Source organism: Leucobacter manosquensis (assembly GCF_018304845.1).
GTDB classification, from domain to species: domain Bacteria; phylum Actinomycetota; class Actinomycetes; order Actinomycetales; family Microbacteriaceae; genus Leucobacter; species Leucobacter alluvii.
Genome location: NZ_JAFEVO010000001.1, coordinates 1,719,560 through 1,741,025, shown reverse-complemented (window position 1 = coordinate 1,741,025; position 21,466 = coordinate 1,719,560). Strand labels below are relative to the sequence as shown.

The 21,466-nt window shown below is 68.6% G+C and carries 17 protein-coding genes and 1 other RNA gene; 15 read left to right on the top strand and 3 right to left on the bottom strand.

All coding sequences use genetic code 11. The annotated features are described in order from the left end of the window. The first annotated feature begins 104 nt into the window (after positions 1 to 104). On the top strand, positions 105 to 1,136 hold the full coding sequence (locus JSQ98_RS08045; RefSeq protein ID WP_211649134.1) for a LacI family DNA-binding transcriptional regulator: 1,032 nt from the start codon (positions 105 to 107) through the stop codon (positions 1,134 to 1,136). 1 nt (position 1,137) lies between these two features. Here JSQ98_RS08045 and JSQ98_RS08040 read toward each other — a convergent pair whose 3' ends face one another. Then, positions 1,138 to 2,208, bottom strand: coding sequence for an LLM class flavin-dependent oxidoreductase (locus JSQ98_RS08040; RefSeq protein WP_211649132.1), 1,071 nt, complete (start codon positions 2,206 to 2,208; stop codon positions 1,138 to 1,140). 76 nt (positions 2,209 to 2,284) lie between these two features. Then, positions 2,285 to 2,653 (bottom strand): DUF2568 domain-containing protein, encoded by a 369-nt coding sequence (locus tag JSQ98_RS08035; RefSeq protein ID WP_211649129.1) that lies wholly within the window; start codon positions 2,651 to 2,653, stop codon positions 2,285 to 2,287. Positions 2,654 to 2,963: 310 nt separating this feature from the next. Here JSQ98_RS08035 and JSQ98_RS08030 point away from each other — a divergent pair, with 310 nt between their 5' ends. From JSQ98_RS08030 to JSQ98_RS08000, 7 genes are all read left to right on the top strand, one after another. Beyond that, entirely contained in the window at positions 2,964 to 4,178 is a 1,215-nt protein-coding gene (locus JSQ98_RS08030) for an amidohydrolase family protein (RefSeq protein WP_211649127.1), read from the top strand. Positions 4,179 to 4,395: 217 nt separating this feature from the next. Further along, a complete protein-coding gene (locus JSQ98_RS08025; RefSeq protein WP_346728749.1) occupies positions 4,396 to 5,847 on the top strand; it encodes an ABC transporter substrate-binding protein in 1,452 nt (483 codons plus the stop codon). 27 nt (positions 5,848 to 5,874) lie between these two features. After that, entirely contained in the window at positions 5,875 to 6,921 is a 1,047-nt protein-coding gene (locus tag JSQ98_RS08020; RefSeq protein WP_346728748.1) for an ABC transporter permease, read from the top strand. Continuing rightward, complete coding sequence (locus JSQ98_RS08015) at positions 6,918 to 9,464, top strand: ABC transporter ATP-binding protein/permease (protein WP_211649126.1); 2,547 nt, start codon at positions 6,918 to 6,920, stop codon at positions 9,462 to 9,464. Before JSQ98_RS08020 ends, JSQ98_RS08015 begins: the two co-directional genes overlap by 4 nt. A 77-nt stretch (positions 9,465 to 9,541) precedes the next feature. Continuing rightward, positions 9,542 to 10,144, top strand: coding sequence for a hypothetical protein (locus JSQ98_RS08010; RefSeq protein WP_346728747.1), 603 nt, complete (start codon positions 9,542 to 9,544; stop codon positions 10,142 to 10,144). Next, positions 10,144 to 11,832 (top strand): SPFH domain-containing protein, encoded by a 1,689-nt coding sequence (locus JSQ98_RS08005; protein WP_249290779.1) that lies wholly within the window; start codon positions 10,144 to 10,146, stop codon positions 11,830 to 11,832. Before JSQ98_RS08010 ends, JSQ98_RS08005 begins: the two co-directional genes overlap by 1 nt. A 41-nt stretch (positions 11,833 to 11,873) precedes the next feature. After that, a complete protein-coding gene (locus JSQ98_RS08000; RefSeq protein ID WP_090152017.1) occupies positions 11,874 to 12,470 on the top strand; it encodes a PH domain-containing protein in 597 nt (198 codons plus the stop codon). A 24-nt stretch (positions 12,471 to 12,494) separates the two neighbouring features. Here the strand turns inward: JSQ98_RS08000 and JSQ98_RS07995 are convergent, their stop codons facing one another. Continuing rightward, entirely contained in the window at positions 12,495 to 13,025 is a 531-nt protein-coding gene (locus tag JSQ98_RS07995; protein WP_234037590.1) for a YqaJ viral recombinase family protein, read from the bottom strand. A gap of 426 nt (positions 13,026 to 13,451) precedes the next feature. Between JSQ98_RS07995 and JSQ98_RS07990 the strand changes: the two genes are divergently transcribed. The 7 genes from JSQ98_RS07990 to JSQ98_RS07960 all read left to right on the top strand — a co-directional run bounded on the left by JSQ98_RS07990 (position 13,452) and on the right by JSQ98_RS07960 (position 21,380). Next, positions 13,452 to 14,174, top strand: coding sequence for a response regulator transcription factor (locus tag JSQ98_RS07990; protein WP_249290778.1), 723 nt, complete (start codon positions 13,452 to 13,454; stop codon positions 14,172 to 14,174). A gap of 508 nt (positions 14,175 to 14,682) precedes the next feature. Next, positions 14,683 to 15,192, top strand: coding sequence for a 50S ribosomal protein L10 (gene rplJ, locus JSQ98_RS07985; RefSeq protein WP_058593907.1), 510 nt, complete (start codon positions 14,683 to 14,685; stop codon positions 15,190 to 15,192). Positions 15,193 to 15,269: 77 nt separating this feature from the next. Continuing rightward, positions 15,270 to 15,647, top strand: a complete 378-nt coding sequence (rplL, locus tag JSQ98_RS07980) for a 50S ribosomal protein L7/L12 (RefSeq protein ID WP_010154996.1) — start codon at positions 15,270 to 15,272, stop codon at positions 15,645 to 15,647. A 228-nt stretch (positions 15,648 to 15,875) separates the two neighbouring features. After that, positions 15,876 to 17,612: an ABC transporter ATP-binding protein gene (locus JSQ98_RS07975; protein WP_211649125.1), complete on the top strand. Its 1,737-nt coding sequence runs from the start codon at positions 15,876 to 15,878 to the stop codon at positions 17,610 to 17,612. Beyond that, positions 17,612 to 19,648, top strand: coding sequence for an ABC transporter ATP-binding protein (locus JSQ98_RS07970; RefSeq protein WP_211649124.1), 2,037 nt, complete (start codon positions 17,612 to 17,614; stop codon positions 19,646 to 19,648). Before JSQ98_RS07975 ends, JSQ98_RS07970 begins: the two co-directional genes overlap by 1 nt. An 85-nt stretch (positions 19,649 to 19,733) precedes the next feature. Then, positions 19,734 to 19,830: signal recognition particle sRNA small type (ffs, locus tag JSQ98_RS07965), an RNA gene on the top strand. A 77-nt stretch (positions 19,831 to 19,907) separates the two neighbouring features. Continuing rightward, positions 19,908 to 21,380, top strand: coding sequence for a phytoene desaturase family protein (locus tag JSQ98_RS07960; protein WP_090152001.1), 1,473 nt, complete (start codon positions 19,908 to 19,910; stop codon positions 21,378 to 21,380). The last annotated feature ends 86 nt before the right edge of the window (positions 21,381 to 21,466 follow it).

The following is a 21,466-nucleotide window of genomic DNA, read 5'->3' as shown; positions in this document are numbered from 1 at the left end:
AAGTGCGGGAACGTTCCCGCAACGCCTGCAAATATACGTCGCGCGAGTCGTGCCCGCAACTCGTCCGCGTCGCCGGGCCGGTGCGCGGACCGTACACTGAGGCTATGGCGAGTGAGGGATCCGGGGTCACGATCGTCGACATCGCACGCGCCTTGGGCATCTCGAAGACCGCCGTATCGGCGGCGCTGCACGGCAGCGGCCGCGTCTCAGAGGCGACGAGGGACCGCGTGCTCGCGGAGGCCACTGCGATGGGGTACGTCTCCAATCGAGCCGCGCAGCGCCTGCGCGGCGGCCGGAACGGCGCCATCGGACTGGGCGTTCCGCACGATGTGAGAGAACTGTCGTTCTACATGGAACTCGCATTCGGCGCCGCCGACGCCGCGGCCGAGGCGGGAAGCGACCTGCTGCTGCTCGCGGACACCGTGCCAGGTGCCGCGAGGAGACCCAGCATGGACGGCGTGATCGTGGTCGATCCCACGCCGTCCGCGTTCCCGCGACTGCTCGAGCGCATCGGCGACGTCCCGGTGGTGACCGTCGGGGAGTACCTCGGCCCGGAGCGGCAGCGGATCTCGGCGTGGATCGCCGCCGATCATCGGGCGCTCGTCGCCGAAGTGCTCGACGGCTTGGCCGAGGCGGGGGCGACGGCGCCGGCACTGGTGGCGCTCCCCGCCGACCGCGAACCGGCGTGGGCGCACGATGTCGCGGAGGGGTATCGCTCCTGGTGCGCGGCGAACGACGCGCGGCCGGTGCTGCTCCGATCAGTCCTCGACCCCGACGAGACGGAACTCGCCGAGACGATGCGCCGCGCCGTCACCTCGGGCTCCGACGGCATCGTCTGGGTGGCGCAGGGCCTCGTGCTCCGAGCACTCGCCGCGCAGTCGGCCGGCCGAGGCGGCCGTCCGGGCGGGGCGAAGGGGACGGCCGGCGTCGAGCGCGACGGCAGCGGAGCTCCGGGATCGCGACTCGTGATGGCCACGATGGCCGCGGAGCCGGGCGCTCCCGGAGTGGCGGGAGTCGACCTCCGTGCGCGCGAGTACGGCCGATCAGCGGTGCGGTTGCTGCTCGGAGTGCTCGACGGGCGCGTGGCACCCGGAACACGCGAGGTGCACGACGCCCGGGTGATCCGCCCCGCCTAGATCACGACGCGGCGAGCAGCTCCCGCACGCGCGGCATCACCTCGGTCGCGTAGAGCTCGATGCTGCGCATGAGCAACGCGTGCGGCATCGTGCCGTTGGCGTACTTCAGGTCGAACCGATCGGCGGCGAGACTGCGCACCGTGGCCGCGATGCGCTGAGCCACGGTCTCGGGGGACCCGACGTACAGCGAGCCGCTGTCGGCCTCGCGCTCGAATTCTGCGCGCGTGGTGTTCGGCCAGCCGCGCTCGGCGCCGATGCGGTTGCGATTCTTCTCGAAATGCGGCCACAGCTGCTCCCGCGCCTCGGCGTCCGTCTCGGCGATGTGTCCGGGGGAGTGGACTCCGAGCGGCATGGCTGCGCGACCGAGTTCGCGCTGGGCCTTGCGATACAGATTCGCGAACGGGGCGAAGCGAGACGGGTCGCCTCCGATGATCGCGAGCATCATGGGGATGCCCATCTGCACCGAGCGCACGACCGACTCGGGGCTGCCGCCCACCCCCACCCACGCCCGCACGCCCTCGGGCTGCTCGGTCTTCGGGTAGACGTGCTGGTCGACGAGCGCTGCGCGATGCTGCCCCGACCAGGTCACCGGGCACTCCTCGCGGAGCCGCGCGAAGAGGTCGAGCTTCTCCGAGAAGAGCGCATCGTAATCGTTCAGATCGTAGCCGAAGAGCGCGAATGACTCGATGAAGGATCCCCGGCCGAGCACCGCCTCAGCGCGACCCGAGCTCACAGCGTCGAGGGTGGCGAATCGTTCGTACACGCGCACCGGGTCGTCGCTCGAGAGCACGGTCACTCCCGTGCCCAACAGGATGCGCTCGGTGCGACCGGCGATGGCGGCGAGCACGATCTCGGGCGATGTGAGGGCGAAATCGTCCCGGTGATGCTCGCCGAGCATGATCGCGTCGACGCCGAGGCGGTCGGCGAGAACGGCCTGCTCGATGACGTCTCGGAGCACCTGCGCGTGCGACTTCCGCCCGCCCGCGTCGTCGAATGTCACGTCACCGAACGTGTCGAGGCCGAGGATGAGCTGATCGGGGGTGGCGCCGGCGACGGCGCGAAGCGGGGTCATGCCGGTGAGAACACCGACGGCGCCCCTGCTATTCCGACCGCGGCGCTGAGACGCGGTGCGGAGAGACGCGGTGCGACTACGCGCGGCGGCTTGAGACGATGAACCCGACAGCTGCGGCGGCGACGCCGAAGGCGGCCGGCCACATCCAGAACACGCCGAGCGCGAGGAGGGCGGCGACCGCAGCGGCGATGAGGCACAGCTCGAACAGCGCCTGCGCGAAGCGATCCACGCGCAGGACCGGCTTCGGCGAGAGGAAGAGCGCCCAGAGCAGTACCGCGAGTACGAAGAGTCCGAGGCCCGTGAAGATGCCGGGGAACGGCAGCGGCCAGGCGAGGAAGCCCCACACGGTGACGATCACGATCGCTGCGAGGTGGAAGAGACCGCGCGCAAGCAGCAGCGCGGGGCTCGCAGCGTGCGGGGCGGGTGTCGAAGAACTACTGGTCACCGAACCAGTCTACTCACCGCCGCCTGCGTCCCCCGCGCCCGCCCCCATCCCCCACCCCCCACCCCGGGATCCGGGTCACTTTCGGAGCGTGTCGCTGGTCTGACCGTGTGGGACACCCTCCGAAAGTGACCCGGATCGGGATGGGGCAGAGAAGAGGGGAAGGGCGGCGCTCGGTGGGCGACGTGGTCCAGCGCCTGGGTCGGGAAGTGGTTCACTCACGGGGGCTTCCATATGGTGATGAGATAGACCACACTTCCGCGCCGCACGCATTCCCAGCACCGCCCACCGACATCACAGTTGAAGGAGCACCATGACGACAGCGACGTTGCGCGTCATGGGCGCCCACGGCGACTTCTCGGCGCCGCAACGGGTGTCCTGGCACGGGGGACGCTTCACGGCGATCGGCGACCCCGCCAACGCGGCGCAGTCCGGAGCTCTCGGCACGGCGGCGCCGCGCATTCCCACTGAGGCCCGCTGGATCATGCCCGGCCTCGTCGACGCCCATCTGCATGCCGCGTGGCACGCCTTCGACGCGGCGGATCGCGCGCAGTTCACGGAGGAGGAGGCGCACCGGGCGACGGCAGACGCGCTCCGTCGCACGCTGCGCGCCGGCTTCACGAGCGTACGCGACGCCGGGGGGCTCGCGACCACGACCCGTGAGCGCATCCCGGCCGAGTCCAGGCCCAGAATCGCATGCTCGGTGGTGCTCATCGACCGGGAGCGAGCCGATGCTGCCGGGGGGATCGACCGTGCGGTGGAGGAGGTGCTCGAGGCGGGAGCGGCCTGGGTCAAAATCGTCGCCACCGATGGAGTGGGATCACCGGCGGGCGCGTCCCTCCAGTCGCACTTCTCGGCGACCGAGTTCGCGAGCGCCGCTCGCCGAGCGGCATCGGCCGGGGCCGGCGTCATGGTCCACGCGTGGGGCGGGGACGCCATCGACTTCGCCATCGAGTCGGGAGCGGCGAGCATCGAGCACGGCATCTACCTGACCGTCGAGCAGGCCAGACGCGCCGCTCAGTCGGGTACGGCGTTCGTGCCCACGCTGCGCATCTACCGCCTCGTGCAGCAGATGATCGCCGCGGGGAAGCTCCCCGCAGGGCTCGCGGCCCGAGTCGACGCGGCGGTGGCTGCGCACCCCGACGCGGTGCGCATCGCCCGCGACCAGGGCGTGGCGATCGCGCTGGGCACCGACTTCGGCACTCCTGAGCAGCACGGCACCAACCGCGTCGAGTTCGATGCGCTGGTCGAAGCCGGGCTCAGCGTCAGGGAGGCGCTGGTCGCGGCGACGGCCTCCGGAGCAGCACTGCTCGCGCGTGCGAAGGATCCCGACGCGCCGAGTCACCCTCCGCCGTTCGGAGTGATCGCGCCGGGAGCGGTCGCGGACGCCGTGCTGCTGGCCCGCGATCCCCGCGAACCCGGTGCCCTGTCCGACCCCGCGTCGATCGTCGGCGTGCTGCTCGAAGGGCGGCTGATCGATCCGCGGCGCCCCGATTTCCCACCCCATCCTCGAGAGGACCACCTGTGACCCCGCCCTCCGTCTCCGCACGCCCGGTGCCACTGAGCCCGGTGCCACCGAGCCCGGCGCGATTCAGCTCCGCGCCGCCCAGCACGCCCCCCGCCCGAGCCGACGCGCCGGCCGTCGCACTGCGACCGCAGCTCTCGCGCTCTCCGCTGCACTGCTGCTGAGCGCGTGCGCGGGAGGATCGTCGAGCGGTGCCGGCTCCGGCGACGCCGGTGATCCGGTGAGCGGTGGCACGCTCGAGTTCGGGCGGGTCGCCTCGGTGACCGATCTCGATCTGAATCAGCAGATCACCGCGAACAACGCGTTCGCGATCGACAAGATCTTCGAGCCGCTCGTCAGCTTCGACTCGGACGGCGAGATCGTTCCGTGGCTCGCGGAATACGCGGAGTCTGCAGACGGGCTCACCTACACCTTCACGCTGCGCGACGGACTCGCGTTCTCAGACGGCACGGAGGTCTCTCCCGCCGACGTCGTCTTCTCGCTCGAGCGGCATATCGAGGTGGGCGGGCCGTTGCCGCTGGAAGCTCCGATCGACGCCATCACCGAATCGGGCGAGCGCGACGTGGTCATCACGCTGAGCGAACGCTACACCCCGTTCCTCTCGGAGCTCGCGAGCTTCTCGAACGGCATCTTCCCGCAGGACTTCGGGGGCGCGAGCGAGGAGGAGTTCTTCGAGGATCCGATCGGTACCGGCCCGTTCGTGGTCGAGACGTGGGATCCGAACGGGGACCTCGCCTTCGCGAAGAACGAGCACTACTGGCAGGAGGGCAAGCCCTACGTCGACTCCCTCGTGTACAAGCTCGTGGCCGATGACACGCAACTGCAGCAGCAGCTCGCGGCCGGCCAGCTCGATGCGATCGACGACGTGCCTGCGGCGAATGCGGCGCAGGTCGAGAGCGGTGACGGCACGGTGCTGTCGCAGACGAGCGGATGGTCGACGGAGCAGGTCTTCTTCAACACGCAGCGGGAGCAGTTCGCGGATGAGCACGTGCGCCGCGCCGTCGCGCTCGCGCTGGATCGCGAAGGCATCACGCAGGCGACCACGTTCGGTACGGCAGAGGTGGCCAACGCGCTGCTGCCGCCGACCATCACGGACTCGGCCAACGAGACGGTGCGGCCGCTCGACTTCGACCTCGATGCCGCACGGGAGGAGCTCGCGAAGTCGCCGTATCCTGACGGGTTCTCCGTCACGCTGCTGCTCGCGAGCGGTGACTCGCAACGCGCGCAGATCGCGCAGATCGTGCAGGAATCCCTTGCGCAGATCGACGTCGACGTCGAGATCGAGCAGATCGACATCGCCGCCTTCCGCGAGCGCTTCTTCGCGTACGACTTCGACTTCATGCTCAACAGCGGGCAGTCCGACGCCCCCGACCCCAACGGGTTCATCACCTTCCAGGCCGACCCCGACGGGTTCAGCAAGTCGTACTGGACGCACTACTCGAACGAGCGGGTCACCGAACTCATGCGGCAGGGACGCACGACTCCCGAGGGTGAGGAGCGCACGGAGATCTATCAGGAGATCCAGCAGACCCTCGCCGATGAGGTGCCCTATATCCCGCTGTTCTTCCCGGCGAACCTGAAGGCGACGCGCGACGACGTGCACGGCTTCACCGTGCTTCCGAACGGCAGCGTGCGCTTCGAGGACGCGTGGCTCGCCGGCGGCGCCCAGTAGCCGGAGGCGACGCCATACAGTGGGATCGTGGTGAAACGGGGAGTGCAGGCCGCGGGGCGCGTCATCGCCCGGATCGTGCCGGTGATGCTGGGGGTCGTCGTCGCGACATTCTTCCTCCTGCGCCTCGTTCCCGGCGACCCCGCGGCCATGATCCTCGGCGAGCGCGCGACGCCTGAGTCCGTTGCCGCGCTGCGCGCGCAGCTCGGCCTCGATCTGCCGCTGTGGCAGCAGTTCACCGATTTCCTCGGGCAGGTGGTGTTCAACTTCGATACGGGCGCCTCGCTGGTCACCGGGGTGTCGACGCGGGAGCTCATCCTGGACACAGCGCCCGTGAGCGCCGGCATCGTGGCCCTCGCCCTCCTGCTCGCCGTGCTCATCGCCGTGCCGCTGTCGCTCGTCGCCGCGCTGCGCCGCGACGGCCTGGCGGATCACCTCGTGCGGATCCTCCCCGCCATCGGCATGGGAATGCCGCTGTTCTGGGTCGGACTCCTCCTGATCATCGTCTTCGCCGTGCAGCTCGGCTGGTTCCCCGTCGGGGGCGTCGGGTCGGGGCCGGCCGAGCCGCTCCGCAGTCTGTTCCTGCCCGCGCTCGCCGTCGCGCTCGGCATGGCGCCGCCGCTCATCAGGTCGCTCCGCGCCCAGCTCATCGATGTGCTCGAAGCGGAGTTCGTCACGACGCTGCGGGCGGCGCGCATCCCAGAACGGCGGATCGTGTGGCACCACGTGATGCGCAGCGCTTCGCTCCCCACGCTGACCCTGCTCAGCGTGAACACGGCGTATCTCATCGGAGGAACGCTGGTCGTCGAACGAGTCTTCGGCATCAATGGCCTCGGCTCCCTCCTCTTCCAGTCGATCAGCACGCGCGATTTCCCCGTCGTGCAGGGGATCGCCCTCTACTGCGCGGTCGTCGTCGTACTGATCACGACGCTCGCGGAGGTGCTGTCGAGCGCGCTGGATCCCCGCTTGCGGGTGGGCGACGCACGAAGTCCCATCGGCGGTGCGGGATCGAATGCGCGGCTCCTGCCCTCCGGCGAGGCCGCACTCCCACCCGACCCGACGGAGGACGAGCGATGAGGGATCCGAGCGCCGCACGCGGCGCCAGCCGGTCGCCGGCGCTCGTCGTCGGCGCGATCCTCACCGGTCTGTTGCTGATCATCGCGCTCGCCGCGCCCGCCCTGGCGCCGTACTCGCCGACGGAACAGCATCTCACGCAGGGACTGCTGCCGCCCTCGGCGGAGCACTGGTTCGGCACCGACCAGCTCGGCCGCGATGTGCTCTCCCGCATGCTCTACGCTGCGCGGATCGACCTCGGAATCGCCGTGCTCGCCTCGCTCGCCCCGTTCGTGATCGGTGTGGCCGTCGGTCTCATCTCCGGCTACTCCGGGGGCGCAGTGGATTGGGTGGCATCGCGCGTCACCGATACCGTCATCGCTTTTCCGTTCTACATCATCGTGATCGCGCTCGTCTTCGCCCTGGGGGCGGGCGCGGGAGGGATCGTCGTCGCATTCGCCCTCGTCGGCTGGGTCGGGTACGCGCGCGTGCTCCGGGCGATGACGGCCTCCATGCGCGACGCCGGCTGGGTGCGGAGCGCCCGGGGAGGCGGCCTCTCCCACGCGCGCGTGCTGCTCCGCCACGTGCTGCCGAACGTGCTGCCGCAGGCCATCGTGCTGCTCGCCTCTGAGATCGTGCTCATCATGGTCGCCATCGTGACCCTCGGGTATCTCGGTCTCGGCATCCGACCGCCGACGCCCGACTGGGGCACCATGATCGCCGATGCTCAACAATTCGTGACGACGCACTGGTGGCTGGCGGCCCTCCCCGGGTGCGCGGTGGTGCTCACCGGCATCGCGCTCTCACTGCTGGGCGACGGCATCGGCGATCTGATGCGCGTGGGCGGCGCGCGCAGCCGGGTTTCCCCGGTGTCGCCCTCCCTCACCGGCACTCCCGGTGCGCGCCGCCGCGAGCGTTCGCTCAGCCGGGAGCATCCGCGCCGCCGGCTGCGCGAGCACGTCGCGCCCGAGCGCGGGACCGTGAGCATCCGCGGATTGCGCATCGCGACGACGAGCGGCGCCGTGCTCGTCGGGGAGCGCGCCGGTATCGACCTCGAGCTGCAGCCGGGTGAGGCTCTCGGTATCGTTGGCGAATCCGGCTCGGGCAAGAGCCTCACCCTGCGCGCCGTGCTCGGCCTGATGCCGCGCGGACTCCGCATCGCCTCCGGGAGCATCGCGGTCGGCGGCTCGGTCGGCATGGTGTTCCAAGAACCGCTCACCGCGCTCGATCCGTTGACCCGAGTCGGCAGGCAAGTGCGCGCCGCCGTGCGCTCCGCAGATCCGGGTCTCAGCGCGCGTGCCGCAGACGAACGTGTGCACGACCTCCTGGATCAAGTGCGTCTCGTCGACACGGTGCGCATCGCCAGCTCCTATCCGCATCAGCTCTCGGGGGGTCAGCGGCAGCGGGTGGTGATCGCGCTCGCGCTCGCCGGGTCGCCCGACGTGCTGCTCTGCGACGAGCCGACGACGGCACTCGACGTGACCGTGCAGCGCGACGTGCTGCTCCTCCTGCGCGAGCTGCGCGTGGAGCGCGGGCTCACGCTCGTGTTCGTGTCGCATGATCTCGCGGTGGTGGCGGCGATGTGCGAGCGGGTCGTCGTCATGGCGCGGGGCGAGATCGTCGAGTCCGGCGCCGTCGCCGCCCTGGTCGCCGCGCCGAGCGCAGCGGAGACCCGCGCGCTGCTCGCGGCGGTCCCGGCGCTCCCGAGGCTCGCCGCACGCCAGGCTCCCGCCGAGCATTCGGATCCCGCCTCGAGACCCGGCGAAGCGCAGGCCCAGCACGCGCTCGGCGTCGACGCGCACCCCTCGCTCCTCGAAGTGCGTGACGCCGCCGTGAACTTCGGAGCGGTCAGCGCCGTGTCCGGTGTCTCGTTGCGCCTGAGCGCCGGCGAAGTGCTCGGAGTCGTTGGGGAGTCGGGCTCGGGCAAGACGACGCTCGCGCGCGCCATCGCCGGTCAAGCCACGCTCTCCACAGGCGAGGTGCGGCTCGACGGGGTCGCGCTCGGCACGCGGCGCGGTCGGTCGGAGCGGCGGCGGATCCAACTCGTGCCCCAGGATCCCTACTCGTCGCTGACGCCGCGTCGCACGATCGGCAGCGCGCTCGACGAGGTGCTGCGACTGCGACGCGCCGACACCGCGCGCGAGGCGGGATCGCGCGGTCTCGCGCCTGCTCGGGCGGTTCGGATCGCGGAACTGCTGCGTCAGGTCGGGCTCGATCCAAGCCTCGCCGGCGCCACGCCCGACCGGCTGTCGGGTGGTCAGCGCCAGCGCGTCGCGATCGCCCGCGCGCTCGCCGCCGACCCGCAGGTGCTGGTGGCCGACGAGCCGACCTCCGCGCTCGACACGACCTCTCAAGCCCGTGTCATCGAACTGCTGCAGAGGCTGCGCGACGATCTCGGACTCGGCATCGTCTTCGTCTCGCACGATCTCGCGGTCGTGCACGAACTCTGCGATCGGGTGCTCGTGATGCGCGATGGTGCGATCGTGGAATCCGGCGACCGCGCCTTCTTCACGGATCCCGGAACGGATTACGGCCGAGCGCTGCTCACCTCGGTCGTGCGGCTCTGAACGATCTGGATCCCCGAGCGCACCCCTGAGGATGCTCGACCGTTGCGCGCTGGCAGCGGGCGCTTGGTACGCTGCCAGTGACAGCCATCGAGGGGGCGGCCATGGACGGCATCATGAACTGGATCGAGCGCGTGTTCGACGGCTCGCTGTTCGATGGCGGAATCTTCCTCATCATCGGTGTGATCGGCGGCGTGCTGCTGCTGATCTCGCTCCTGCTCGACGGCATCTTCGATGCTTTCGACTTCGGCGACGGGCCGCTGAGTCTCACGACCATCGCAGCATTCACCGCGATCTTCGGATTCGCGTCGTTCGCGAGCGTCGGCGCCGGCATGTCGACCCCCGTCGCGACGATCGTGGGCGCGCTCTCCGGCCTGCTCGGAGCCGCAGCCGCGTGGTGGCTCTCCCGAGCCATCAGAGGGGCAGAGTCGAATACCGCCGTCAGCGGCACCGACCTGGTCGGATCCACCGGCGCCGTCGTCCTCGCGATCCCGGCGAACGGACTCGGCGAGGTCGCGGTCACGCGGCACGGCGAGCGAATCTCCCTCTCAGCGTCCGCCGAGGCTCCCGTGCCCCGAGGCGCGCAGGTGCGCATCGTGCAGGTCGTGACCTCGACCTCGGTGCGCGTCGAACCCGTACTCCCTGAATCCCACGCCCAACCGTTACCCCGAACGGAGACGTAATGTTCCTCGCAAGCCCGGCGATCATCGGCATATTCGGTGCGGTGATCGCACTCGTGCTGATCGCGCTCGTCATCATCAAGCGATACCGGATCGCAAAACCGGATGAGGCGATCATCGTGACCGGCGGCAAGGGCAAGGAGGTCGTCGACGCTGCCGGCAACCGCGGTCGCGACCTCTCCGGTCAGAAGGTCGTGACCGGCGGCGGTGTCTTCGTCGTCCCGTTCGTGCAGAAGTCGTTCACGATCTCCCTGCGCTCGCGCCGACTCTCGATCACCACGGAGGCCCAGACCACCGACGGCATCACGATGCAGGCGCAGGCCGTCGCCGTCGTCAAGGTCGGTGGAACGCAGGAGATGATCCGCGCCGCCGCCCAGCGATTCCTGTCGAACTCCGATGAGATCGACGAGTCGACGCAGGAGGTGCTGTCGGGTTCGCTCCGCTCCATCATCGGCGGCCTCACGGTACTGCAGATCATTCGTGATCGCGCTGTCGTCGCGCAGAGCGTGCTCGAAGCGGCGGAGGAAGCCCTGACGAAGCAGGGCCTCGTCGTCGACACACTGCAGATCCAGGAGATCCGCGACGGCGCGGATTACATCTCGAACATCGGCCGTCCTGAGGCGGCCAAGGTGCGCCAGGCCGCCGACATCGCCGAGACCATCGCGTACCAAGCATCGCAGGAGGCGAAGATCGGCGCCGAGCGCGTGCTGCTCGACCGCAACCGCGAGTTGAAGCTGCGTCAGGCCGAGATCCAGGTCGAGACCGATAAGGCCACCGCGCAGGCATCGGCCGCCGAGCCGCTCGAGCAGGCGATCCAGCAGCAGGCGATCGTCGAGCAGCAGCAGATTACCGCTCAGAAAGAGGTCTCGCTGAAAACCGAGCGACTGAACGCCGACGTGCGCGCGGTCGCCGAGGCAGAGGCGTACCGCGTCGAGGCCCTCGCGAAGGCTGAAGCCGCCGCATCCGTGTCAGCGGCCGAAGGTCGCGCGAAGGCCGTCGAGCGCGAGGGCATGGCGAGCCGCGTGGCGCGTATCGCCGCCGCAGAAGCGCTCGAAGCCGAGGGTCGCGCCGAGGCTGCGGCACTCGAAGCGAAGGGTACCGCGGAAGCGACGGCGATCGACGCGCGCGCCCGCGCACTCGAGACGCAGTCCCAGGCGGTGCTCGCCCAGGAACTCATCCACCTGCTGCCCGAGATCGCGGCGGAGTACGCGCGCGCCATCGGCGCGATCGAGCACATGACCGTCGTGTCGGCCGACGGAACGTCGAAGGTCGCCGGGGAGGCCATGGGCAATATCAAGGGCCTCCTCGAGATGGCGAAGGACACGGTCGGCATCGACCTCGCTGGCATGCTGAACGGGGCGGTCTCGGGAAGCGCCGCGGGTGCTGCCGCCGGTCGCGCGTCGCGGGATGCGTCGGAGGGCGGCCGCGGCGATCACGGCGATCGCCGCGCGGGGGATCGATTCGATTCCGGGTCCTCCGAATCGTTCCGGCAGTCCGATCTGTCGGAGAGCTCTCGCCGGGTCGCGGGGAGTGCGACCAGCGCGGCGTCTGCAACCGCGGATGCAGCGGCGGACGCGGCGGACAGCGCAGCGCAGGCGGCGAATGACGCGGCGCGCACAGCTGCTGCTGCTGCAGAGCGTGCCGCTGCCGCCGGCGACCAGACGAACCCGTTCGGCGGGGGATCCCAGTAGGCCCCGCCGGAGCTCCAGGCTGAACGGTGCAGAATAGGGGCATGCCCTCACGCAACCCGCAATCGCTGACGTCGGAGGTCGAGTCCGTGCTCGGCCCTGCGCCCGCGGATTACGGTCAGCCCGAGGTCGTGCTCCTCCGGTTCCGGCGGCACGGACGCAGACTCGTGCTGCCGGTACTGGTGCTCGTCGCTCTCTCGAGCGGAGCGGGCTACTGGGTCGGCGCCTTCGCCGAAGGTTGGATGAATCTGCTGGCGGGTGTGGGAGCGGTCGTGCTCGCGCTGCTGCTCGGCGTCTTCCCCGTGCTCCGGTGGCTGACGTATCGCACGACGGTGACGACGCGGCGGGTGATTCAGCGGCACGGCGTCTTCTCGCGCCATCGCAGCGAGGTCTCGTTCGTGCGCATCCGCGAGGTGCGCACCCGGCGCTCGCTGCTGCAACGGCTCTTCGGGGCGGGAGACGTCGACCTGTTCATCGGCCCGGAGCGCACGACGATCCCCGATGTGCCTGGAGTGTCGGCGGCAGCGGATGCCCTGCAGGAACTCGTCGAGCGCAACTACGCCCACGCGACGCGCGTCGAGCGCCGAATGGGAGAGTTCCGGCCCACCTCCAACGTGGCCTTCACGAACCTCGAGGCGTGAACACGCAGCGTGCTCGGTGCCGGGTCAGGTCGTCCGGGCGATGAGCACGTCGATCAGCTCGCCCGCCAGCTTCACGAGGCGCTCGATCTCGTTCTCGTCGCGATCGACCCATCGGCACTCGGGATCGCCCACTGGCACGAAGTTTTCGTGCCGCTCCCAGACCATGAGCGTGCGCTCCGCGCCCAGCACGTACTGCTGCCACCACACCTGGCGCAGGTAATTGCGGGGGATGGAGCGCCATTCCTTGTTCGTGGTCTTGATCTCCGCCAGTTCGATCGCGCCCGTGCCGCGGAATGCGAGCCCGTCGGGTGTCGCGAGATGCCTGAGATCGGTTTCCGCGTGGAAGAGCGCCTGGCTCGGTTCGATCTCGTACTCGCGCAGCACCCAGGATGCGATCTCGGGCTCGCGGAGTTTCCCGTGCTCGGTGTAGACGTTCCCCATGAAACGACTGCCGTGCAGTTTCTCGTGCGCGGCGGCGGCGATCGAGCGCGAGGTCGACAGCTTCGCGACGTCGGTCGCGGTGATGCCGCGGGCACGGGCTCGCATCCACGCCATGCGATCGGACCCATCGGTCACGATGCGCTGGAGATGAACGGGAGCTGGGGCGAACACCCCTTCAGTTTCTCACGGCTCGCTCTCCGCGGCGCGCAACGCGCGGTCCGGCAGCAGCTCGCGCAGTGCGCGAATCGGGGGATCGCGACCGCCCAATGCGGGGCCGTGCCTCGGCGCAACCGCGTCCGGGGAACCGGCCGGTGACCCGGTGCAGACGCAGCATTCGCATAGGTGACACATGGAAAAACACTGGTTCTAGAGGTTTGAAGCAGGCGAAAACGCAGGTGAGGTGAGTATTCTGAAGCCCGCAACATTTCGCCGCACTCCGCGCAGGGGTGCCGCGAATCGGGAAGACGAAGCCAACCGCTTGCGACGCGCGTTCAATTCGGGAGCGCGCGATCATATCGGCTGAGAGGAGCGTTCCGAGGAATGGAATCATCATCGCTGCAGCGTGCTGACGGAGGCAAGATCCGCGCCCTGGTCGTCGACGACGAGGAGTCGATCACGCAGCTCGTGGCCATGGCGCTCCGGTACGAGGGCTGGCAGGTCGAGACCGCTGCGACGGGCCGGGAAGCGCTCGAGAAGATCGCCTCGTTCAATCCGGATGTCGCTGTGTTCGACATCATGCTGCCAGACCTCGACGGCATGCAGTTGCTCGCTCGACTCCGCTCGGCTGGGGAGATGTTCCCGGTGCTCTTCCTGACAGCGCTCGATTCCGTGGAGGATCGCGTCAACGGGCTCACTGCCGGGGGCGACGATTACGTCGTCAAGCCCTTCAGTCTGGAGGAGCTCATCGCTCGCCTCCGCGGCCTCGTGCGCCGTTCTCAGCTCACGCTCGCGCAGCATCCCGACCCCGTGCTGCGTGTCGGGGATCTCACGCTCAACGAGGACAGTTACGAGGTGGAGCGAGCCGGTGAGCCGATCACGGTGACCAACACGGAGTTCGAGCTGCTGCGCTATCTCATGCGCAACCCGAATCGGGTGCTCTCGAAGGCGCAGATTCTGGATCGGGTCTGGGCGTATGACTTCACGGGGAAGTCGACCGTGGTCGAGCTCTACATCTCATATCTCCGCAAGAAGATCGATGCCGGCCGCGTGCCGATGCTCCACACGGTGCGTGGCGCGGGCTACATGCTCAAGCCAGCGGCTTGAGCATCGCAAGAGCATCGCTCTTGCGCAGCCCGCGGCGCGGCATCGCCGCGGCTCACGGAGCGCAGCGAGGAGTGGCGGGCTACATGCGGGGGCCAGCGGCTTGAGCATCGCAAGAACATCGCTCTTGCGCAGCCCGCGGCGCGGCATCGCCGCGGCTCACGGAGCGCAGCGAGGAGTGGCGGGCTACATGCGGGGGCCAGCGGCTTGAGCATCGCAAGAGCATCGCTCGCCTCACCCACCTTTTGCGTTCCCTCCTCTGTGGTGGTAGAGTCTCCCCTGGCCCAAGACCGCCGGTAGGATCCGCAAGGATTCCGGAACGTCCGCGAGAGCGGAGACCTGCGCAGGTGCAGAACTCCTTGAGTACGGGATCTCGATCCCGATCTTATGAAGCTCCGTGCATGCGCGCCGGAGCTTCTTTTCGTTTCGGTGAATTTCCGAGCGAATCGCTTCGAGCGGCGCGGCCCCCGAGCGGCATCCGCCGCGCGGGTACGACAAGCTAGGGAGCGCCATGGCTACGAAGGACGCTACGGTTACCGATCTTCAGCAGAAGTTTGAAGAGTCGAACGCCGTTCTGCTGACTGAGTACCGCGGTCTTTCGGTTGCTGAACTGCGGGAACTCCGCGACAGCATCCGCGAGCACGCGACGTACGCTGTGGCGAAGAACACGCTGACGAAGATTGCGGCCAACAACGCCGGGATCACCGCATTCGATGACGAGCTCGCCGGTCCTTCGGCTCTCGCCTTCGTGCACGGTGACACCGTCGCGGTCGCAAAGTCGCTGCGTGACTTCGCCAAGGCACACCCTCTTTTGGTGGTGAAGGCGGGCTACTTCGATGGCAACGCCATGACCGCCGCTGAGGTAGGCAAGCTTGCCGATCTCGAGAGCCGCGAGGTGCTGCTGGCCAAGGCTGCCGGCGCCATGCAGGCTGCTCTGGTCGGTGCTGCACAGCTGTTCGCCGCCCTGCCCGCCAAGGCCGCACGCGGCTTCGGCGCGCTGCAGGAGAAGCAGGACGCGTAAGACTCGGCTCACGCCGGATCGGTTATACAACCCCGCCCGCACGCTTCGCGTGAGGGCACACATCAAGGAGAAACATTATGGCTAAGCTTTCCACCGAAGAGCTGCTCGAGCAGTTCAAGGAGCTCACCCTCATCGAGCTCTCCGAGTTCGTCAAGGCATTCGAGGAGACCTTCGACGTCTCCGCTGCTGCTCCGGTTGCCGTTGCTGCTGCTCCGGCTGCCGCTGCTGAGGCCGTCGAGGAGAAGGACGAGTTCGACGTCGTCCTCGAGTCGGCTGGCGACAAGAAGATCCAGGTCATCAAGGTCGTGCGCGAGCTGACCGGCCTGGGTCTCGGCGAGGCGAAGTCGCTCGTTGAAGAGGCTCCCAAGAACGTGCTCGAGGGCGCGAAGAAGGAAGCCGCTGAAGAAGCGAAGGCAAAGCTCGAAGAGGCTGGCGCTGGCGTCAAGCTCGTCTAACGAGCGGTGATGGGGCTCAGTCGCTGAGTCTTGTTTCCTGTGGGGGTGGGTTCGCCGTAAGGTGGACCTGCCCCCACTTGTTTTTCCACCCGGCACGGGAGTTGCCCCGTCGCCGGTACGACTGCTGGTACAGCCGTCGCAGAGTGAGTACCGTGTTCCGGCCGCGCAGGCTCGGCGCCCACGCTTCGGGTGCGTCCCCGCCCCGCGACACTTGGAGAAAGGATCCCCGTGGCTCTCATCGCCTTGACGTTCCGCCACGCGAAGCAGTACTGGCCCTTCATCGCCGCCGTGCTCGGGCTCCAGCTGCTGTCGACGATCGCCGCTCTCTGGCTGCCGAGCTTGAACGCCCAGATCATCGATCAGGGCATCGCGCGCGGAGACACGGGCTTCATCTGGAACACCGGTGGCACGATGCTGCTGGTATCGCTCGCACAGGTCGCCACGGCGGTGACCGCAGTGTACTTCGGCGCGCGCACCTCGATGGGTGTGGGGCGAGATCTGCGTCGCGAGGTGTATCGCAAGGTCGACTCGCTGAGCACGCTCGAAGCCACCAAATTCGGGGCGGGCACGCTGATCACGCGAGGTACGAACGATGTGCAGCAGATCCAGATGCTGGTGCTCATGACGCTCAACTTCATGGTCACGGCACCGATCATGGCGGTCGGCGGCATCATCATGGCGCTTCGCGAAGACGCGGGGATGTCGTGGCTCGTCTGGGCGTCTGTGGCGATCCTCGCCGTCATCGTCGGGTTCCTCGTCTGGATCCTGCTGCCGCTGTTCCGCACGATGCAGACGCGGGTCGACACGATCAACGGGGTGCTGCGCGAGCAGATCATGGGGATCCGCGTGGTCCGCGCGTTCGTGCGAGAGAACTTCGAAGCGGATCGCTACGAGCGGGCGAACCGTGACATCACCGAGGTCTCGGTCAAGGTCGGCAACGTCTTCGTGCTGATGTTCCCCGTCATCATGATGGTGCTGCACTTCGCGACTGCCGCGGTGCTGTGGTTCGGCGGGCATCGCGTCGACGACGGCCTCGTCCAGGTCGGGTCGCTGACCGCGTTCCTGCAGTACCTGCTGCAGATCCTGATGGCGGTGATGATGGGCGTCTTCATGACGATGATGATTCCGCGCGCGGTCGTCTGCGCAGAGCGCATTCGTGAGCTGCTCGACACGCGTTCGACGCTGTCGTTCCCGTCTGAGCAGACGGTGCCGACGCCCGCGGCCGGTCGCATCGAGTTCGATCGGGTCACCTTCGGGTTCCCCGGTGCGGAGAAGCCGGTCATCACGGGCGCGAGCTTCGTCGCCGAAGCCGGGAAGACGACGGCGATCATCGGGTCGACCGGCGCGGGGAAGACGGTGCTGCTCAACCTGCTGCTCCGCCTCTACGATCCGCAGGAAGGCTCGATCACGATCGATGGAGCGCCCGTCGATGCGCTCACTCGCGCGCAGCTGGCCCAAGCGGTGAGCCTCGTTCCGCAACGCCCGTACTTGTTCTCCGGCACGATCGCGTCGAACCTCCGCTTCGGGCGGGCCGATGCGAGCGACGAAGAACTGTGGGAGGCGCTGCGCATCGCGCAGGGCGACGATTTCGTGCGCGAGAAAGAACTCGGGCTCGACGAGCCCGTGTCGCAGGGCGGCACGAGCGTCTCCGGCGGACAACGGCAGCGACTGTCGATCGCCCGCGCGCTGGTGGCGAAGCCGCGGGTGTACCTGTTCGACGATTCGTTCTCGGCGCTCGACGTCGCGACCGACGCGAAACTGCGGGCTGCGCTTCCGCACGCGACCGCCGGAGCTACGACGATCATCGTCGCCCAGCGCGTCTCCACGATCACGGAAGCCGATCAGATTCTCGTGGTGGAGGCCGGCGAGATCGTCGATCGGGGCACTCACGCGGAGCTGCTCGACACCAGTGAGGTGTACCGCGAGATCGTCCGGTCTCAACTCGAAGCGACGGAGGCGGCGTAATGGCCCGGAAGCACTCTTCAGCCGAGGCTCAGAGCACCGAAGACCTCGAACTGCCCGACGACTACCAGCCCGATAACGACGACTGGACGGGCAGTCAGCCCGTCAAGAAGGCGAAGCACTTCTGGCCGTCGGCGAAGCGCCTCGTCGGGTTGCTCGCGCCGCACAAATGGCAGTTCTCGCTCGTCGTGCTGCTCGTGATCGGCTCGGTGGTGCTGACCGTGATCGCGCCGAAGATCCTCGGCCAGGCCATGGACGTGATCTTCAACGGCATTCTCGGCAAGCAGCTGCCCGCTGGCATCACGCTGGACCAGGCCGTCGACGCCGCGCGCGCATCCGGCAACGAGCAGTTCGCCGACGTGCTGGCCGGCGCGCAGATCGTGCCGGGCGAAGGGATCGACTTCGACCTGCTCGGTCGCCTGATCCTGACCGTGCTCGGCATGTACCTCGTCGCATCGGTGCTCATGTGGCTGCAGGGGTTCATCTTGAACCGCCTCGTCATGAAGGTCGTCTACCAGCTGCGCGCCGACATCGAGGCGAAGATCAATCGTCTGCCGCTCAGCTACTTCGACGGCCGTCAGCGCGGCGACGTGCTCTCGCGGGTGACGAACGATGTCGACAACATCCAGCAGGCGCTGCAGCAGGCCCTGTCGCAGCTGGTGCAATCGCTGCTGATGGTGATCGGCATCACGGCGATGATGTTCATCGTCTCCTGGCAGTTGGCGCTGATCGCGCTGATCGCCCTCCCGCTGTCGGGCATCATCGCCGGAGTCGTCGGGGTGCGCGCGCAGAAGCTCTTCGTCGCGCAGTGGAAGCACACGGGCGACCTGAACGGTCACATCGAGGAGTCGTTCACGGGCCACGAGCTGGTGCGCATCTTCAACCGCGATGCCGAGATGCTCGAGGAGTTCGACCGGCGCAACGAGGGGCTCTTCGGCGCCGCGTACCGGGCCCAGGCGCTCTCCGGCACCATCATGCCGGCGATGCAGTTCGTGCAGTACCTGAGCTACGTGCTCATCGCTGTGGTGGGCGCGCTCCGGGTGACCGGCGGGCAGATGACGCTCGGCGATGTGACGGCATTCATCCAGTACTCGCGGGAGTTCTCCCAGCCCATCGCCGAAATGGCGGGGATGGCGAACATGCTGCAGTCCGGCGTCGCATCCGCCGAGCGCACGTTCGAGCTGCTCGACGCCGATGAGCAGGACGCGGATACGGCTTCGGAGCGCTTGCCCGAGCGCACGAGCGGTCACGTGCAGTTCGAAGACGTCGCCTTCAGCTACGAACCGAATCAGCCGCTGATCGAGGGGTTGTCGCTCGAGGCGAGCCCGGGGCACACGGTCGCCATCGTCGGGCCGACCGGCGCGGGCAAGACGACGCTCGTGAATCTCGTGATGCGCTTCTACGAGCTGGATCGTGGGCGCATCCTGCTCGACGGCATCGACATCACCCATCTGTCACGCGCGGAGCTGCGAGGCCAGGTCGGCATGGTGCTGCAAGACGCGTGGCTCTTCGAAGGGTCGATCCGCGAGAACATCCGGTACGGGCGACTCGATGCGACCGACGACGAGGTCGTCGCAGCCGCTGAGGCGACGATGGTCGATCGGTTCGTGCGGCAGTTGCCCGATGGGTACGACACGGTGATCTCGGAGAACGCGTCGTCGTTGTCGGCGGGGGAGCGACAGCTCCTCACCATCGCTCGGGCCTTCATCGCGAATCCGTCGCTGCTGATCCTCGACGAGGCGACCTCGTCCGTCGACACGCGCACGGAGGTGCTCGTGCAGCAGGCCATGAGTGCGTTGCGCGCCGATCGCACCTCGTTCGTGATCGCCCATCGGCTGTCGACGATTCGCGACGCCGACACCATTCTCATGATGGAGCGCGGCAGCATCGTCGAGCAGGGGTCGCACGATGAGCTGCTCGCTCGTCGCGGAGCGTACTACGCGCTGTATCAGGCGCAGTTCGCGGGCGAGGACGCCGAGGCGCATGCGGAAGAGGTGCTGGCGGCCGAGGCGCAGCCGGCGGGCGACGCGCAGGCGTAGCGGCGCTCCTGCCGGGGTCGGCGGGAGCGCCGCCCGGCGCGGTGCTGGCCGCGTACCGAACGGGGCTCAACGTCGGGTAGACTGGACTGGCTCCCCACGTGGCGCTATCTCAGGGAACTCCCCCAGGTCGGAAACGAAGCAAGGGTACCTGGGCTCTGGCGGGTGCGTGGGGAGTATTTTCATTCCCACGCCGCCCCTCTGAAGCCGGTCCGACTCGGCGTTTCGGCGTGGGAGCGCATACGAAGAGTACGATCGGACTATGCAGTCTTCTGGGGGAGCGGCCGTCATCGGTGCGGGCCCGAACGGGCTCGCCGCCGCTGTGACGCTCGCGCGGGCGGGTGTTCCCGTGACGGTGTTCGAGGCCGCCGAGACGATCGGCGGTGGCACGCGCACCACCGAACTCGTGGAGCCGGGGGTGCTGCACGACGTGTGTTCCGCCATCCACCCCATGGCGCTCGCGACGGGGTTCTTCCGGGCCTTCGAGATCGAACGACGCATGGAGTTCGTGGTTCCGGCTGCCTCCTACGCGAATCCGCTCGACGGCCGAGCCGGGGGCGGGGCGGATCGCGCGGCGATCGCGTACCGCGACCTCGATCGCACGATCGCCGAGCTGGGGCGCGACGGCGCGGCCTACGGCCGGTTCTACCGACCGCTCCTGCAGCATCTCCCCGGAGTGCTCGACTTCACGCTGGGGGGTGGCATGCTGCGGTGGCCAGCGCATCCGATCGCCGCGCTGCTCACCGGTCTTCGCGCGCTCGAACAGGGCACTCCGCTGTGGAATGCGCGATTCCGCGAGGCCGCTGCCCCGGCCCTGCTCTCCGGTGTCGCCGCGCACAGCATCGGCAGGCTCCCGAACCTCGCGACCGCGGGCGTCGGGCTCGTGCTCGGCGCGCTCGCCCACACAGTGGGGTGGCCGGTGCCGGTGGGGGGATCCCGCGCCATCACCGACGCACTCGCGGCTGATCTGCTCGCGCACGGAGGGCGCATCGAGACGGCGCACCCGGTCGATGACGTCCGCGAGCTCTCGTCGTTCCGGGTTCGCGTCTTCGACACGTCGGCGCGCGGGCTCGAGCGGATCGCAGGATCAGAGCTCCCATCGCGGTACCGGCGCGCCCTGCGTCGCTTCTCCTACGGTGACGCTGCGACGAAGGTCGACTTCGTGCTCGACGGACCGATCCCGTGGAGCGATCCGCGCGTGGCGCAGGCGCCCACGGTGCACGTCGGCGGCAGCAGACCGGAGCTCGCAGCGTCGGAACGCGTCGTGGCCTCGGGCGGGCACCCCGCTCACCCCTATGTGCTGCTCGCGCAGACCGAGGAGTTCGATGCCGGCCGCAATGCTCCAGGAGTGAACGCCGTATGGACGTACACGCACGTGCCGAGCGGGTCGACGGTCGACATGGGCGAGCCGGTGATCCGGCAGATCGAGCGCTTCGCTCCCGGGTTCCGCGACCGGATCCGCGCTGTGCGCGTGACGACCGCGGACGAGATGTCGCGCTACAACCGCAATTACCACGGCGGCGATTTCAGCGCGGGAGCCATCACGCTGCCGCAGCTGATCGCGCGGCCGACCCTCTCAGTCGACCCTTGGCGCACTCCGGGCCGCGGCATCTACCTCGCGTCGTCATCGACGCCTCCGGGCCCCGGCGTGCACGGGTTGTGCGGCTGGTACGCGGCGAAATCGGCGCTGCGCCACGAGTACGGGCTCGAAGCGCCTGACCTGAGCCTCAGGTAGCCCTCGGCCCCGGCCAGAATGTCGGCGGCCGCCGGTAGCATGGTGTCGTGGTTGCCGCACTCTATCGCCGATATCGGCCAGAAGCT

Coding starts and splice junctions, on each gene's coding strand:
- JSQ98_RS08045 (WP_211649134.1), top strand. CDS start 105: ATGGCGAGTGAGGGATCCGGGGTCACGATCGTCGACATCGCACGCGCC.
- JSQ98_RS08040 (WP_211649132.1), bottom strand. CDS start 2,208: ATGACCCCGCTTCGCGCCGTCGCCGGCGCCACCCCCGATCAGCTCATC.
- JSQ98_RS08030 (WP_211649127.1), top strand. CDS start 2,964: ATGACGACAGCGACGTTGCGCGTCATGGGCGCCCACGGCGACTTCTCG.
- JSQ98_RS08015 (WP_211649126.1), top strand. CDS start 6,918: ATGAGGGATCCGAGCGCCGCACGCGGCGCCAGCCGGTCGCCGGCGCTC.
- JSQ98_RS08005 (WP_249290779.1), top strand. CDS start 10,144: ATGTTCCTCGCAAGCCCGGCGATCATCGGCATATTCGGTGCGGTGATC.
- JSQ98_RS08000 (WP_090152017.1), top strand. CDS start 11,874: ATGCCCTCACGCAACCCGCAATCGCTGACGTCGGAGGTCGAGTCCGTG.
- JSQ98_RS07995 (WP_234037590.1), bottom strand. CDS start 13,025: ATGGCGTGGATGCGAGCCCGTGCCCGCGGCATCACCGCGACCGACGTC.
- JSQ98_RS07990 (WP_249290778.1), top strand. CDS start 13,452: ATGGAATCATCATCGCTGCAGCGTGCTGACGGAGGCAAGATCCGCGCC.
- rplJ (WP_058593907.1), top strand. CDS start 14,683: ATGGCTACGAAGGACGCTACGGTTACCGATCTTCAGCAGAAGTTTGAA.
- rplL (WP_010154996.1), top strand. CDS start 15,270: ATGGCTAAGCTTTCCACCGAAGAGCTGCTCGAGCAGTTCAAGGAGCTC.
- JSQ98_RS07970 (WP_211649124.1), top strand. CDS start 17,612: ATGGCCCGGAAGCACTCTTCAGCCGAGGCTCAGAGCACCGAAGACCTC.
- JSQ98_RS07960 (WP_090152001.1), top strand. CDS start 19,908: ATGCAGTCTTCTGGGGGAGCGGCCGTCATCGGTGCGGGCCCGAACGGG.